The 14,029-nt window shown below is 67.1% G+C and carries 12 protein-coding genes and 1 pseudogene; 5 read left to right on the top strand and 8 right to left on the bottom strand.

All coding sequences use genetic code 11. From position 1 onward, the window contains the following. Nucleotides 1-179: 179 nt before the first annotated feature. A complete protein-coding gene (gene bla / locus VH569_RS12370; RefSeq protein ID WP_423315598.1) occupies nt 180-1,085 on the top strand; it encodes a class A beta-lactamase in 906 nt (301 codons plus the stop codon). A 20-nt stretch (nt 1,086-1,105) separates the two neighbouring features. On the opposite strand, the gene VH569_RS12365 is transcribed toward bla, so the two are convergent. The 5 genes from VH569_RS12365 to VH569_RS12345 form a co-directional block, all read right to left on the bottom strand. Next, a complete protein-coding gene (locus VH569_RS12365; protein WP_377810496.1) occupies nt 1,106-1,300 on the bottom strand; it encodes a hypothetical protein in 195 nt (64 codons plus the stop codon). A gap of 92 nt (nt 1,301-1,392) precedes the next feature. Next, nucleotides 1,393-1,884, bottom strand: a complete 492-nt coding sequence (locus VH569_RS12360; RefSeq protein WP_423315597.1) for a hypothetical protein — start codon at nt 1,882-1,884, stop codon at nt 1,393-1,395. A 20-nt stretch (nt 1,885-1,904) separates the two neighbouring features. Then, the gene (locus VH569_RS12355; RefSeq protein WP_423315596.1) at nt 1,905-3,950 is read right to left on the bottom strand and encodes a protein kinase domain-containing protein; all 2,046 of its coding nucleotides are present in this window, start codon (nt 3,948-3,950) and stop codon (nt 1,905-1,907) included. 204 nt (nt 3,951-4,154) lie between these two features. Continuing rightward, nucleotides 4,155-4,322: a hypothetical protein gene (locus tag VH569_RS12350; RefSeq protein ID WP_423315595.1), complete on the bottom strand. Its 168-nt coding sequence runs from the start codon at nt 4,320-4,322 to the stop codon at nt 4,155-4,157. Between the two features lie 52 nt (nt 4,323-4,374). Next, nucleotides 4,375-6,210, bottom strand: coding sequence for a PHA/PHB synthase family protein (locus VH569_RS12345; protein ID WP_395454447.1), 1,836 nt, complete (start codon nt 6,208-6,210; stop codon nt 4,375-4,377). A 433-nt stretch (nt 6,211-6,643) separates the two neighbouring features. Between VH569_RS12345 and VH569_RS12340 the strand changes: the two genes are divergently transcribed. Next, complete coding sequence (locus tag VH569_RS12340) at nt 6,644-6,979, top strand: hypothetical protein (RefSeq protein ID WP_423315594.1); 336 nt, start codon at nt 6,644-6,646, stop codon at nt 6,977-6,979. A gap of 97 nt (nt 6,980-7,076) precedes the next feature. Here VH569_RS12340 and VH569_RS12335 read toward each other — a convergent pair whose 3' ends face one another. Both VH569_RS12335 and VH569_RS12330 read right to left on the bottom strand, forming a co-directional pair. Beyond that, entirely contained in the window at nt 7,077-8,492 is a 1,416-nt protein-coding gene (locus VH569_RS12335) for an HlyD family type I secretion periplasmic adaptor subunit (protein WP_423315593.1), read from the bottom strand. A gap of 62 nt (nt 8,493-8,554) precedes the next feature. Then, on the bottom strand, nt 8,555-10,183 hold the full coding sequence (locus tag VH569_RS12330) for a type I secretion system permease/ATPase (protein WP_395454449.1): 1,629 nt from the start codon (nt 10,181-10,183) through the stop codon (nt 8,555-8,557). Between the two features lie 439 nt (nt 10,184-10,622). Here VH569_RS12330 and VH569_RS12325 point away from each other — a divergent pair, with 439 nt between their 5' ends. The 3 genes from VH569_RS12325 (at nt 10,623) to VH569_RS12315 (ending at nt 13,523) form a co-directional block, all read left to right on the top strand. After that, on the top strand, nt 10,623-11,150 hold the full coding sequence (locus VH569_RS12325; RefSeq protein WP_423315592.1) for a peroxiredoxin: 528 nt from the start codon (nt 10,623-10,625) through the stop codon (nt 11,148-11,150). Nucleotides 11,151-11,445: 295 nt separating this feature from the next. Further along, a complete protein-coding gene (locus VH569_RS12320; RefSeq protein WP_423315591.1) occupies nt 11,446-12,438 on the top strand; it encodes a polyhydroxybutyrate depolymerase in 993 nt (330 codons plus the stop codon). A 77-nt stretch (nt 12,439-12,515) separates the two neighbouring features. After that, the gene (locus VH569_RS12315; protein ID WP_423315590.1) at nt 12,516-13,523 is read left to right on the top strand and encodes a plasmid partitioning protein; all 1,008 of its coding nucleotides are present in this window, start codon (nt 12,516-12,518) and stop codon (nt 13,521-13,523) included. 69 nt (nt 13,524-13,592) lie between these two features. Here VH569_RS12315 and eno read toward each other — a convergent pair. After that, a pseudogene (eno, locus tag VH569_RS12310) lies at nt 13,593-14,029 on the bottom strand (phosphopyruvate hydratase); the annotation flags it as partial.

Below are 14,029 nucleotides of genomic sequence, written 5' to 3'. Positions count from 1 at the left end.
TGCTTCCTTCCGCTGTCCACGCCCTGTCCGCCTCTTGCCGCGGCGCCCCATAGCCTGCCATGGCGATGCCCCGGCGAGGCATAAGTTTAATTTGGGTCTTCCGCGAGGAAAGCTCGTTTGCCGGCCCGCGCTGGGATTTCTATCGTCCGGCCATCGCAACGATGCAGAGGGAGGTTGGAATGATCGGAAGGCGGGGGTTCCTGGCGGCGACGGGCGGGGTTCTGCTGCTGTCGGCGGCCGGGGCGCGGGCTGCGGAAACCGGCAGGAACAAAGGCGGTAAAGCCACGGGAAGCGATGCGTTCGCATCGCGCATGACCGAGCTGGAGGGGCGCACCGGCGGCCGTCTGGGCGTTGCGGTGCTCGACAGCGCAAACGGCCGGCTGCATGGCTGGCGCGGGGACGAGCGGTTCCCGATGTGCAGCACCTTCAAATTTCTTTTGGCTGCCGCCGTCCTGAAGACGGTGGACCAGGGCAAGGACCGGCTGGACCGGCGGATTCCGGTGACCAAGGCCGATCTGGTCCCCTACGCACCCTTCTCGGAGACCCGGCTGAACGGCACGCCGCCGACGGTGGCCGAACTGTGCGAGGCGGCGATGACGCTCAGCGACAATGTCGCGGCGAACCTGCTGCTGCCCGGCGTCGGCAACCCGGCCGGCCTCACCGCCTTCCTGCGCGGCATCGGTGACAAGATCACGCGGCTGGACCGCAACGAGCCTGCGCTGAACACCGCCATCCCCGGCGACCCGCGCGACACCACCACGCCGGCAGCCATGGTGCGCAGCATGGAACGCCTGCTGGTCGGCGACGTGCTGCGGCCGGACTCGCGCAAGCAGCTGACCGACTGGATGGTCGCCAACAAGACCGGCGACAAGCGTCTGCGCGCCGGGCTGCCGGCCGGCTGGCGGGTCGGCGACAAGACGGGGACCGGCACCAACGGCACCGCCAACGACATCGCCATCCTGTGGCCGGAGGGCCGCGCGCCGCTGCTGGTCGCCAGCTACCTGACTCATACCGCGAAGGACTTCAAGCAGCAGGACGCCATCCATGCCGATGTGGCGCGGGCGGTGGCCGGGATGATCGGCTGAGGCAGATTTAGAGAAGGGGCTCAGAGAGGGGAGGTGGGCTGCGGATGCGGTGGCACCGCCCCCGCCCATCTGACGATGGAGCGGACGGCATTCAGGGCGTTCACATTGTCCTGAATGTGGAAATGCCGCCGCAGCTCGACGACGGCCGCCCATTCGCCGCTTTCGTGAAACGCCCTCTGGATCGCGGCGGCTTCATTCTCGCTGACGCTGAACATTCCAACCTCATGGCCGACCCGGCGGCCCTCGGCATGGATCATGCCCTGACGGAGAGTCCGGTTGCAAGTCCGGCAGTGGAGTCGTCGCCCGATCAGGCATTTTCCATTTCGGCGTCCGGCTCCATGCCGCCGGACTCGTCGAAGTAATCGCCGGCCACGTCCGGTCCCCATTCCTGGACCAGCGCCACCTTTTTCTGCTTCAGCACCTCGACCCGCTTTTCGGCTCGGCTGACTTCCATCCCGGCGACCATCGGCGGGATGCCGTAATAAATGCCCCAGCCGACGGCGGCGGCGCTGTACATCACCATCCAGGCCAGCGGATCGGCGAAGATCTTCGCGGCGGCGCCGATGGTGTGCTGGTGCTTCCACAAATCGATGGCGAAGGGCATGCAGCCGCAGAAATTCAGCCCGCCGACGGTGATCGGCGCCGATTTGTCGGGATCGCGGTCGACGACATAGGCGACGATGGTCGGGATCATGCCGATGCCGAACAGGATGGTGGTCGGCAGCACGATCAGCGCCGCCGGCACGATCAGCAGGATCAGCGTGAGGGCGCCACCCTTTTTCTTCTTCTTGCGCGCCATGGCGGTCCCCCGTTATCCGGTCAGAAGGCGAAGAACAGGATGATGCCGGCGACCAGCAGGGTCGACAGCAGGCTGGACACGATGGCGGCGACCTGCCGGCCCGATGTCTCGATGATGGAATTGCGGTCGGCGATGGTGTGGCGGATCTTGTCCATCTCGGCGTCGGCCTCGCGGTAGGCGATCTGCGCCGCTTCGAATTCCAGCCGGTCGCGGCGCAGCGCGTCGGGATCGTCGACCACCTTCAGCAGTTCGGTCAGCCGGCCGTTGTGCGCGGCGGCATCCGCCATCTTGCGCACCTCCTGCTGCTGCGGCCGGTTGTGGAAGCGGCGGAAGGCGGGGTCGAGCATCGCCACCACCCAGCTGGCCAGATGGGTCAGCCCATCGACGCCGGTGCGGGCCTGGATGTCCGACAGGATGGTCAGCATGGCGATGATGCGCCGCATCGGCTCCACCCCGCTGCCGAGCTGGGTGAACAGCAGCTCGTCCCCGCGCTTGTGACGGGCGCCGAGGAAGGCGGCGATATGCCGGTCGATGGGGTCCTTGTGCCGCTCGCCCCCGGCGGCGATCCAGTCGAGCGCCCGCAGCAGCTCGGCCGGGGTGGTGGGCAGCTGCTTGGCGACCAGACCGCTCATGCAGGGCATGGTCGGGTTCATCTCGTAGAGCAGGCGTTCGACCCCCAGCCCATGGCTGGAGCGGTCGAGATAGCCGCGCAGCTGGTCGAAACTCTGCACCAGCGGCACGAATTCCGGCTTGAAGTCGGATTGGACGTTGACCCAGAACATCGGCAGCTGGTTGGCGATCACCTCGGCCACCGCCTGGGGGGATTCGCCGCGCAGGAAGGCGTCGGCCAGCATGGTGGCGATGCCGTCCGGCATCATCGCCCTGCCGCGGTAGCGGATGGGGGCGGCAGGGTCGAGCGCGATGCAGACGCGGGCCACCAGCCGGTCGCCCTGCGTGCCGCCCTTGCCGCTGGAGGCGGTCTGGATGGCGTGGCCCACCGCCTCCGCCCGCACGTCGTCGCCCATCGACCGGCGCAGCCACTTGTCCAGCTCCCCGCTTTCGATGACGGAGGCGGCGGCGGGGGCATGGCGGGCGAAGGCGCGGGCCAGCGTGCGGCAATGCCAGTATTCCGACCCCTGGAATTCCAGCGGACGGGCGGCGCGGCGGGAAATCTGCGGCTGCTTCGGGCTGAGCCGGCGGCCGGCCACCCACAGATCGAGGTCGTTCAGGGTCCAGCGCTGCTTGGGGTCGTCGACCAGCAGGCCGCGCACCACCTCGTTGATCGCCAGCGGCAGCCGTTGCTGCTGGACCAGCGCCGGGTAGGAGCCGCGCTCCATCTTCGCCTGCAGCACCGCCTCGTCGTCCAGCCCGGCCAGCGGGTTGCGGCCGAGCGCCAGGATCAGCAGGGTGACGCCCAGCGAATAGAGGTCGTCGGCCATGGTGCCGGTGCCGCGCCCGGCCGGGCTGGCCATGCCCCGCTCGATGGTTTCCAGCAGCACCGGCTGGCCGTAGCCGGGCTGGGTCGACACGCAGTCGCCCAGCATCAGCGTGCCGGACGCGAGATCGCGGTAGAACAGGTTGGTCGGGCGGATCGCGCCATGGACGACGCCGCGGCTCGACAGCTCCTTCAGCGCCGACACCAGCGGGTGAACGATCTGCCGGGTCAGCTGGTCTTCCGGCATCGGATCCAGTGTGTCGGTCAGCGACCCCATCAGCCGCTTGCCGCCCGGCCGTTCGAACACCAGACAGAAGCGCCGCCCGCGGTCCTGCGGCCAGTCCACCAGCCCCCAGTCGAGCAGCCGCATGTTGGTGGCGTTGTCGAGGCTGCCGACGGTGGAGCAGATGTCCATCCGCGGCAGCACCGACGCATGGCAGATGATGGCGAAGGGCTCGATCCGCTTTTCGCGCAGCGCCTTGGCGGTGAAGGCATTGCCGCCGACGGCGTTCAGCAGCGGGATCGGCGCGCCCGGCTGGATCTCGTAGCGTTCGGCGAGCTTGACCGGTTCGGCGTTCGCCATCGCTGCCGTGGCGGCTCCCATCATACCTGTCTGGGCGTCGGATGGCATGAACGGCGGATCCCCGGGGCGTGCGAATGTGCGCAGGCCTTAGGTGGCGTCAAAAGGGCAAACAAACCCTTAACGTGCGCGTGCGTAACACTATCGGATTGGACGGAAAAGGAAAACCCCCGCCGGGACGAGCGCTGAAGCTTTGCGAGGGGGCGGGGACGGGTGGCAAGATTTACACGGATTTCACGGATTGAAGCACGGATTTCACGGATGTGGAGTCGCGAGGCGGTGGCTTTCGGGAAAAGCCGGAGCGTCGCCGAGATCAAGAAAATCCGTGTAATCCGTGTCCAAATCCGTGACATCCGTGTAAATCTTGCCAGCGCGGCCGGAAGATCCAAAAGAGAAAGGGTCGCCTTTCAGCGACCCCTTCATCAGTCCCCCCTCGTCCGCAAGGGAAGAGGGGGGTGTCTCCAAGACGCCTCGGTTACCCGTTCTTGACCGCGACATAGGACCCCGGTGCGTCTTCCAGGGCGGGCAGGGCGCCGTCGCCGGGCTGGCGGGCGGGAACCTTGCCGTTGGCGTACTGGCCGACCCACTTGTTCCATTCCGGCCACCAGGAGCCGGGGGTCTGGGTCGCCTTCTCCAGCCACTCGTCGGAGGTCTTGGCCAGCTTGTCGCTGGTCCAGTAGCAGTACTTGTTGGCCGCCGGCGGGTTGACGACGCCGGCGATGTGGCCGGACGCACCCAGCACGAACTTGACCGGGCCGCTGAACAGCTGGGCACCGCTGTAGGTGCTCTTCCACGGCGCGATGTGGTCTTCGCGGGCCGACAGGAACAGCGCCGGCACCTTGACCTTGCCGAGGTCGACCGGAACGCCCTTCAGCGTCACGGCCCCCGGCTGCGCCAGCATGTTCTTCTGGTACATGTTGCGCAGATAGAAGCTGTGCATCGCCGCCGGCATGCGGGTGCTGTCGCTGTTCCAGTACAGCAGGTCGAAGGGGAAGGGATCCTTGCCCAGCAGGTAGTTGTTGACGACGAACGACCAGATCAGGTCGTTGGCGCGCAGCATGTTGAAGGTGGTCGCCATCTTGGCGCCGTCGAGATAGCCCTGCTCGGCCATCTGCCCTTCGATGAAGGTCAGCTGTTCCTCGTCGATGAAGATCGACAGCTCGCCGGCCTCGGCGAAGTCCAGCATGGTGGTGAAGAAGGTCGCCGACTTGATGCGGTCGTCCTTCTTGACCGCCATGTAGGCGAGCGTGGAGGCCAGCAGCGTGCCGCCCAGGCAATAGCCGATGGCGTTCACGTCCTTCTCGCCGGTCGCCTTCTCGATGGCGTCGAGGGCGGCCAGCGGGCCTTCGACCATGTAGTCCTCGAAGCCCTTGGCCGCCAGCGTCTCGTCCGGGTTGACCCAGGACAGGACGAAGACGGTGTGGCCCTGGTCGACCGCCCACTTGATGAAGCTGTTCTTCTCGCGCAGGTCGAGGATGTAGAACTTGTTGATCCAGGGCGGCACGATCATCAGCGGACGCTTGTTCACGTCCGGCGTGGTCGGGGTGTACTGGATCAGCTGCATCAGGCTGGTCTGGAAGACGACCTTGCCCGGCGTGACCGCGATGTTCTTGCCCAGCTGGAAGGCATCGTAGTCGGTCATCGAGATGCGCAGCTCGCCCTTGCCGCGCTCCAGATCCTTCAGCAGATGCTCCAGGCCCTTGACCAGATTCTCGCCGCCGCTCTCGATGGTCGCGCGCAGCACCTCCGGGTTCGTCATGACGAAGTTGGAGGGCGCCATCGCGTCGACGAACTGGCGGGTGTAGAAATCGACCTTCTTGGCGGTGTGGTCGTCCAGCCCCTCGACCTGATTGACGGTCGACTGCATCCACCGGGCGCTCAGCAGGTAGGACTGCTTGATGAAGTCGAACAGCGTGTTCTCGTCCCAGGCGGCGTCCTTGAAGCGGCGGTCGTCCTTGGCCGGCGCGATGACCGGCTGGGTTTCCTGCCCGAAGAAGCGCTGGGTGGTGCGCTGCCACAGGGTCAGGTAGTCCTGCCACAGCGACATCTGCGCCTGCATCAGCTTGGCCGGGTCGGCCATCATGCGGGTGGTCATCTCAAGGAAGGCATGGCCGACGCCCATCGGGTCCGGGCTCTTCGGGCCGGCGCCGTCGGCGGCCTGACGGGCGAGGAACTCGGAGACCAGCCGCTGGCTCTGCTCGGCGATGCGGGTCATCGCCCGCGACATTTCGACCGGATCGGGCAGCTTGACGTCGGGCACCTGGGGGGAAGCCGGGTTGGAAGCCTGAGGGGGGGCCTTGGTCTCGGCCATGAGCACGGTCCTTCTTCTTTGGGCGGGTGTCGCGTCGTCTCGGTCACGTCGCCTGTGTCACCGTGGTCCCGCGGGATCGGGCTTGCGCCAGATTGGGCTTTGGGCCTTGCGGACGGACGGCTATACAGGCTTGCAGGCGATGGTCTTCAGGAAGCGGTGTCTGGGGGCGGTCTCTGGGAGTGGTCTGCACCATGTCGCTGTGGTTGGCGTCGCTGTGGGTTGCGTGCGGCGGTCCGGCTTTATGGTGCGGTGCAGGAGAAATCCGAAACCTCTCATACACCGCAGATGTGAACATTTCATTTCAAGGATCGTCGCACAAGTGTGGCGTATCGGCCAGACACGGGGAAGGATGATGGTGACGGGCAGTCAGGGTAACGGTCGGGGCATCGCGGCGGCCGGGCCGGCGTTCAGCCTGCTAATCGTAGCGATACCAATGGTTTTCGGGCTGTCGGCCTGCAGCGACCGCATGCTCGACACCGGCCCGCTGGGGGCCATCACCGGCGAGCCTTCGCCGGTCAGCGACAATTCGTCGCCCATCCGCAGCATGAGCGGGGAGCGGAGCGAGTACCCCAACCTGGGCACCGTCCCGCCGCGCCCGACCGACCTGACCACCGAGGCGCAGCGCCAGCAGGCGATGGACCGTCTGGCCCAGGACCGCGCGGCATCCCGCCGCACCCGCGAGCAGACGGAGGCGATCCAGGTGCCGGAGCCGCTGCCAACGCCGATGGCGGTTCCGCCGAAGCCGGACCTGCGCCCCGGCAGGAGCTGAGCTTTTCGGACAAAGAAAAAGCCTCCGGCCGGACGGTCGGGGGCTTTTGTCTGTATACGGGCTGCCGGGGGTGAGGGGCTGCCTCACCCTCTGCTCGTCACTCCTGGATGAAGGCCTTCACGTAGGACTGGCGCAGCGGCTGGATCAGGTAGTCCAGCGGGGTGCGGGCGGACAGCACGATGCGGGCCTCCACCGGCATGCCGGCCTTGATCTTCATGTGGCGGACTTCATGGCTGTCGGCATCCTTCAGGCGGATGCGGGCCAGGTAATATTCCTGGCGGGTCGCATTGTCGGTCAGGCGGTCGGCCGACACGTAGGACACGGTGCCGTCGATGGTGCCGACGACGCGGCTGTCATAGGCGGTCAGCTGCACCTTCACCGGCAGGTCGACGGCCATCGACTTGATGTCCTTCGGCTGGATGCGGACCTCGGCCAGCAGGGCCTTGTCGTCGGGGACGATGTCCAGCACCGGCTCGTTGGCGGTGATGCTGCCGCCGACGGCCGGGTGGCCGTACATCACGACGTTGCCGGCGTCCGGCGCCTTGACGGTGCGGTTGTCCAGGCGGTTCTTGGCGTCGCGGATCTGCTCGGCCAGCTTCTGGGCGTCGCCGCGGGCCTTGTCCAGCTCGACCAGCACCTTCTCGCGGAAGTCGCTGCGGCGGCGGACCAGATCGCCTTGGGCATCGACGGCCTGCTGGCGCGACTGCGACATGCGGGCTTCCAGCTCATGGTCCTGGGCGTGGAGCTGCGCGTTCTCCTTCTGCGCCGCCACCAGCTTGGTGCGGGTGGAGTTGCCGCGGTCCAGCAGGCCCTGGGTGATCTGGATGTCCTCGTCCGACAGCTTGATCTCGCGGGCCAGGAAGGCGCGCTGCTTCTCCAGGCTCTGCACCTCGTCGCCCAGCGTGGCGATGCGGTCCTTGGTCAGCTTGGCTTCGGTGTCCAGCTGGGTGCGGCGGACCTGGAACAGCTTCTCCTGGTTCACCATGGCGTTCTCGACCGCCGGCTCCCTGGCGCGGCGGGCGGCGAGAGCGTCCGGCCATTCGATGGCCGGCTTCTCGAACAGCTCGGCCGACAGGCGCGCTTCGGAGGCCAGCGTGTCGAACAGGGCGGCGTTCAGCATCTCGAGCCGGGTCTGCGCCTCGGTGCTGTCCAGCCGCATCAGGACCTGGCCGGCCTCGACCCGGTCGCCCTCGTTGACCATGATGGCGCTGATCACGCCGCCTTCGGTGTTCTTCACCACCTTGCGGCCGGTCTCCGGCGCCAGCGAGCCCGAGGCGCTGATCGCGCTGTGCAGGGGGGCCACCGCCGCCCAGCCGGTCATGCCGCCGAAGCCGACCGCCAGGACCAGGAAGCCGCCCAGCAGCAGGCCGCGGGCATTGGTTTCCGGCATCGCCGCCCGCAGCGCATGGATCGAGGTGATGGTCGCCGTCTTGCGCGACGGCTTGCCAGCGGGGGTCTCGGGGCCGTTGTCGCTGGAGAGCGGGGCGGGGAAGGTCGTGGTCATCGTGGTCATGGGACTTCCTTGGCTCTGTCGGGTCGTGCCGGGTGCTCAGGACTGGAGGGCGGTGCCGGCGGTCAGCCGGCGGCCCCCGCCGTGGCGGCGGACGGACCCTGAGGGCCGAGATTGCGGAGGCGGGCGAGGTTGACGGCGCCGGGCTGGGCCTGCTGCTGCTCCGGACGCGGCAGCTCCATCGCCATGCCGTTCTTCAGGACGTAGGTGTGGTCGGACATATCGACGAAGATCGGGGCGTGGGTCATGACGATGGTGGTCGCCCCGCGCTCCTTGCTGGCCGCGACGAAGGCGCGGACCGCCTTGATGCCCAGCTCGTCCAGGCCGGCGGTCGGCTCGTCCAGCACCAGCAGCGGCGGCTGGCCGAAGGCGGCGCGGGCAAGGCCGATCAGGCGGGCGCTGGCGCCGGTGATCGGGGACAGCGGGTCGTTGACCTCGGTCTCGTAGCCCATGGGGAGGCTTTCGATCCACTCGTGGAGGCCGACGGCCTTGGCAGCCTCTTCCACCTGTTCGCGGGTGGCGGTGGTGAAACGGGCGATGTTGTCGGCGATGCTGCCGGGCAGGAGGTCGACCTGCTGCGGCAGGTAGCCGATGCCCTGGTCGGGGCTGTCGGGGGTCAGGGTGGCGACGGACAGGCCGCCCAGGCGAACCGTGCCGGCCGAGGGAAGGGCGACGCCGGCCAGCAGGCGGGCCAGGACCGACTTGCCCGACCGGTTGGGGCCGGCGATGCAGACGGTCTCGCCGGGCTCGACCGACAGGGTGACGCTGCGCAGGATCGGCTTCTGGTCGCGGGGAGAGACGAACAGCAGGTTCTCGACGGTCAGGCGCTCGCTCTCGACGGGCACGGAGGGACGCTCCGGCTCACGCGACAGGCGCTTCAGCAGCGGCAGCAGGCGGCGGACGGCCTGGGCGGAGCGGACCAGCCCGCCCCAGGCGCCGGCGGTCTGCTCGATCGGGGCGAGGCCGCGGCCGACCAGCATCGAGGTGGCGATCATGCCGCCGAAGGACAGGTGCTGCTCGATCACCAGCCAGGCGCCGATGCCCGTCACGGCGATCTGCAGGACCATGCGGACCCACTTGGTCGCGGCGCCGATGGCGGCGCTGCGCTCATAGCCCTGGCCCTGCATGGCGCTGGCGGTCAGGAAGTCGCGGTTGACGGCGTCGAGCGAGGCGTTGCCCATGCGCAGGCCGCGCACGGTGTCGGAGCGCGACGCCAGCGCTTCGAACAGCTTCTGGGCGCGGCCGGCCGGCAGCTTGCTCTCGTCGTTGATGTCCTTGACGGCCACATAGCCGATCCAGCCCATCACCGCCATGATCAGCATCGACACGACCAGCACCAGCGCCAGCATCGGGTGGATGACGTAGATGCCGATGACGTAGAGCGGAGCCCAGGGCAGGTCCATCAGCGCCGGCAGCGACGGACGCGAGAAGGCGCCCTTCAGCTCGATCAGGTCGGCGAGCGGACCGTTGTCCGGACGGCCGCGGCCGGCGGCGTCCAGCGCGTCGGCGGTCAGCCGGCGGCGCCACCGCACCTCCAGCGCGTTGCCGGCACGGGCCAGCAGGCGCGAGCGCACCATCTCCAGAAGACCGCTCAGCGTCAGCGCCATCACCACGATGACCGTCAGCATGGCCAGGGTATCGTAATTGCCGGACGGGATGGCGCGGCTGAACACCTGAAGCGAATAAAGCGGCATGGCCAGCATCAGCGCGTTGATGGTGGCGCTGAAGATAAATGTACTAACAAGTATCCTGGTAAAATAACCGCGATTGAATGAGGCTTCCGGCTTATCATTGCCGGGCTGTCGCATAGAGTTGGACTTGGTCGAAACAGGCATAAAACAGCCCTCCAATTGTCACCGGTCGGCGCAGTGCCCACTGGATGCAGGCGAGACCAGAGAACGCGATCTTGGTAAATGGGACCTTAACATTCGGGGACGTCACAGGATTGCCACCGGATGCCACCACTTTTGCGCAGAATTACCTCGGTATTGTTTGTTCCTTCGGGGGTGACTTAGTGCCGGTGCCTGGCGGAGGGGGCATGACCTATGGCCGGTTGGAGGGGGCAGGCATTACCGCTATCGTTCCCCCGCGGCGATTCCGCCGGTCCATTCCCAACGAAAGCCGGAGATGACGATGGAAGGGCGCAAGGTCCCCTCGGTGGTTTTCAAGACCCGCGTGCGCGACGAGAGCGTCGGCGGACCCAACCCGTTCCGCTGGCAGGACGTGCAAAGCGACGAGCTGTTCAAGGGCAAGCGGGTGGTGGTGTTCTCCCTGCCCGGCGCCTTCACGCCGACCTGCTCCAACGAGCAGTGCCCGGCCTTCGAGCGTCTCCATGACGACTTCAAGGCTCTCGGCATCGACGAGGTCTATTGCATCAGCGTCAACGATGCCTTCGTCATGTACCAGTGGGGCAAGAGTCTGAATTTGCAGAAGGTGAAGCTGATCCCCGACGGGTCGGGCCATTTCACCCGCCGCATGGGCATGCTGATCGACAAGGACAGCCTGGGCTTCGGCTTCCGCTCCTGGCGCTATGCCATGGTCGTGAAGGACGGTGTCGTCGAGAAGTGGTTCGAGGAGCCGGGCATCAACGACGAAGGCGAGAACGGCGATCCCTACGGCGAATCCTCGCCGGAGAACGTGCTCGCTTTCCTGCGGAGCTGAGCGGCCCGATTCGGCGCCCGGCCGGCCCGGCCGCCGGGATGATCTCGGACTGACGGCGCAAGGCCGGCGGAGCGGCGGCTCCGCCGGCCTTTTCCATGGCTGCCCGAAGCCCCGCCGGCGCCCGCCGCCGGGGTTGGGTTGCGCATGGTCGTGCATGTGCGTGTATCAGAAATCTATTAGGGCTTTTTGTTAGACAATCACCGTTCTCTTGCTACCTTCCGCAGAGGTTCTGGCGGATGGGGTGCAGCAGGTGGCAGAGAATCGGCCGCTCCGGTGTTTTCTGGTTGCATGTTTCGTGGCGGTGCTGGCGCTGGTGTCGCCCTTCGGTGCCGCTCCGGCCAGTGCCGATGCCACAGCGCCTCCGCTCGCTCCGCACAATGTGGTGCTCGCCAAGAGTTCGGTGTCGGGGCTGGCGGCCGGCGCCTTCATGGCGCTCCAGTTCCACGTCGCCCATTCGGGCGAGATGGCCGGTGTCGGTCTGGTGGCCGGCGGTCCCTATCTCTGCGCAGCCGAGAATCCGCTTCTGGCGGCGGCCTGCATGCAGGGCAATCCGCTCTGGCCGCGTGGCCAGCCGCTGTACGAAGCGGCCCAGCCGCTGGCGGCGGCCGGGGCCATCGACCCGCTCGACCGGCTGGCGCAGGCACAGGTCTACCTGTTCAGCGGCCGCGCCGACATGGTGGTGAACCGCAAGGCGGTGGAGGAGGCGGAGGCCTTCTATCGTGCCGCCCATGTGCCGGCGAACCAGATCCGGGTGGAAACCGGGCTGGATGCCGGCAACGGCTTCATTGCGCCGGGCGGGGTCAACGACTGCAACGCCAACCGCAGCCCTTATGTCAATGCCTGCGGCGACTATGACCAGGCCGGCCGGATCCTGTCGCACATCTATGGCGGGTTGAACCCGCCGGCTCCCGACATGCCAGCGGCCGTTCCTTTCGACCAGACGCCGTTCGGCGATCCGGACCGCACGGGGCTGGCCCCTGCCGGCTATGTCTATGTGCCGCCCGCCTGCGGGCGCGGAGCGGCCTGTGCCGTGCACATCGTCTTTCACGGATGCCGACAGTCCGCGGCCGAGGTCGGCGATGCCGTGACCACCGGCGCCGGTTTCAACCGCTGGGCGGCCAACAACAATCTGATCGTGCTCTACCCGCAGCTGTCGCCGCGCAATTCCGCGGACCCGATTGCCTGCTGGGACTGGGTCGGCAGGACCGGGACGGAATACGCGACGAAGGGCGGGGTGCAGATCGCCGCTGTCCACGCAATGTTGACAACCCTTTCAGGGCAAAGGTGACCCTTTTCATGACCATTTCAAACAAAGCGATTCTCAAGACCGCGTTTGCGGCGCTCCTCGTCCTGGCGCCGCTTCCCATGGCTGCCCAAAGCAGCGCCCAGATCAGGCTGTCCGACCTGAAGCTGAAGATCGACCCGGCCCAGACCACGGTGTCGGGCATTTCGTCGGGCGCCTACATGGCCGGGCAGTTCCAGGTCGCCTATTCGGGGCTGGTCAAGGCGGCCGGGCTCGTCGCCGGCGGTCCTTACGACTGCGCCGAGGTGTCGACGGGCGGCGTCGCCACGGCGATCGTGGCGCTGAAGCGCTGTATGGACGTGGCGATGGGCGCGCCCGATGTCGATGCCCTGGTCGCCAACGCCAAGGCGCGCGAAAAGGCGAAGGAGATCGACCCGCTGTCCAACATGGCGCAGTCGAAGATCTACCTGTTCAACGGTGACGGCGACGTGACGGTGAAGCGGCCGGTCGCCGACGCCACAGACGGGTTCTACCGGGCGCTGGGGGTGGCGGAAGCCAACCTGTCCTACGTGAAGCTGCCGAAGGCGGCCCATGCCTATATCACCGACGGCTATGGCGCAGCCTGCGATTTCATCCCGAAGGAGGGTGAGAAGAGCGAATACATCAACAACTGCCAGTACGATCAGGCCGGCGCCATCGTCCGCTTCTTCTATGCCGACGCCAGGACCCCGAACGCTCCCGCCGCGGCCCGCCAGCCGCAGCTGTTCAACCAGGCGCCCTTCGTCGGCGACACCAGCCGCAGCGGCATGGCGAAGACCGGCTACATCTATGTTCCGGAAGCCTGCGAGGGCGGCGCGCAGACCTGCCGCATCCATGTCGCCTTCCACGGCTGCCAGATGGCGTCCAACCTGATCGGCGACCATTTCGCCGTGAATGCCGGCTACAACCGCTGGGCCGACGTCAACAACATCGTCGTGCTGTATCCGCAGATCGACGGCGCCGCCAAGCCGACCTCCAACCCGAAGGCCTGCTGGGACTGGTTCGGCTACACCGGCTACGATTTCGCCCGCAAGAGCGGCTTCCAGATGACCGCCGTGCGCAAGATGATCGGGGCGCTTGCCGGGGAGTGACCGTCCGCTTCCCATAAAAAAGCCCCTCTCCGGCGGACCGGAGAGGGGCTCTCCCTTACCTCGGGGCGATCAGGCCTTCAGGATGCCGCGGCCGGCAAAGCGGGCGGCGACGCCGAGCTGCTCCTCGATGCGGATCAGCTGGTTGTACTTGGCCAGACGGTCCGAACGGCTGAGAGAGCCGGTCTTGATCTGGCCGCAGTTGGTGGCGACCGCCAGATCGGCGATGGTGCTGTCCTCGGTCTCGCCCGAGCGGTGCGACAGCACGGCGGTGTAGCCGGCCTTGTGCGCCATATCGACCGCTTCCAGCGTCTCCGACAGCGTGCCGATCTGGTTCACCTTCACCAGGATCGAGTTGGCGACGCCTTGGCGGATGCCCTGGGCCAGACGCTTGGGGTTGGTGACGAACAGGTCGTCGCCGACCAGCTGAACCTTGTTGCCGATGGCGTCGGTCAGCGCCTTCCAGCCTTCCCAGTCGTCTTCCGCCATGCCGTCCTCGATCGAGATGA

This window comes from Azospirillum sp. 11R-A (assembly GCF_049472615.1).
GTDB classification, from domain to species: domain Bacteria; phylum Pseudomonadota; class Alphaproteobacteria; order Azospirillales; family Azospirillaceae; genus Azospirillum; species Azospirillum palustre.
This window is presented reverse-complemented; position numbering and strand designations above follow the sequence as displayed.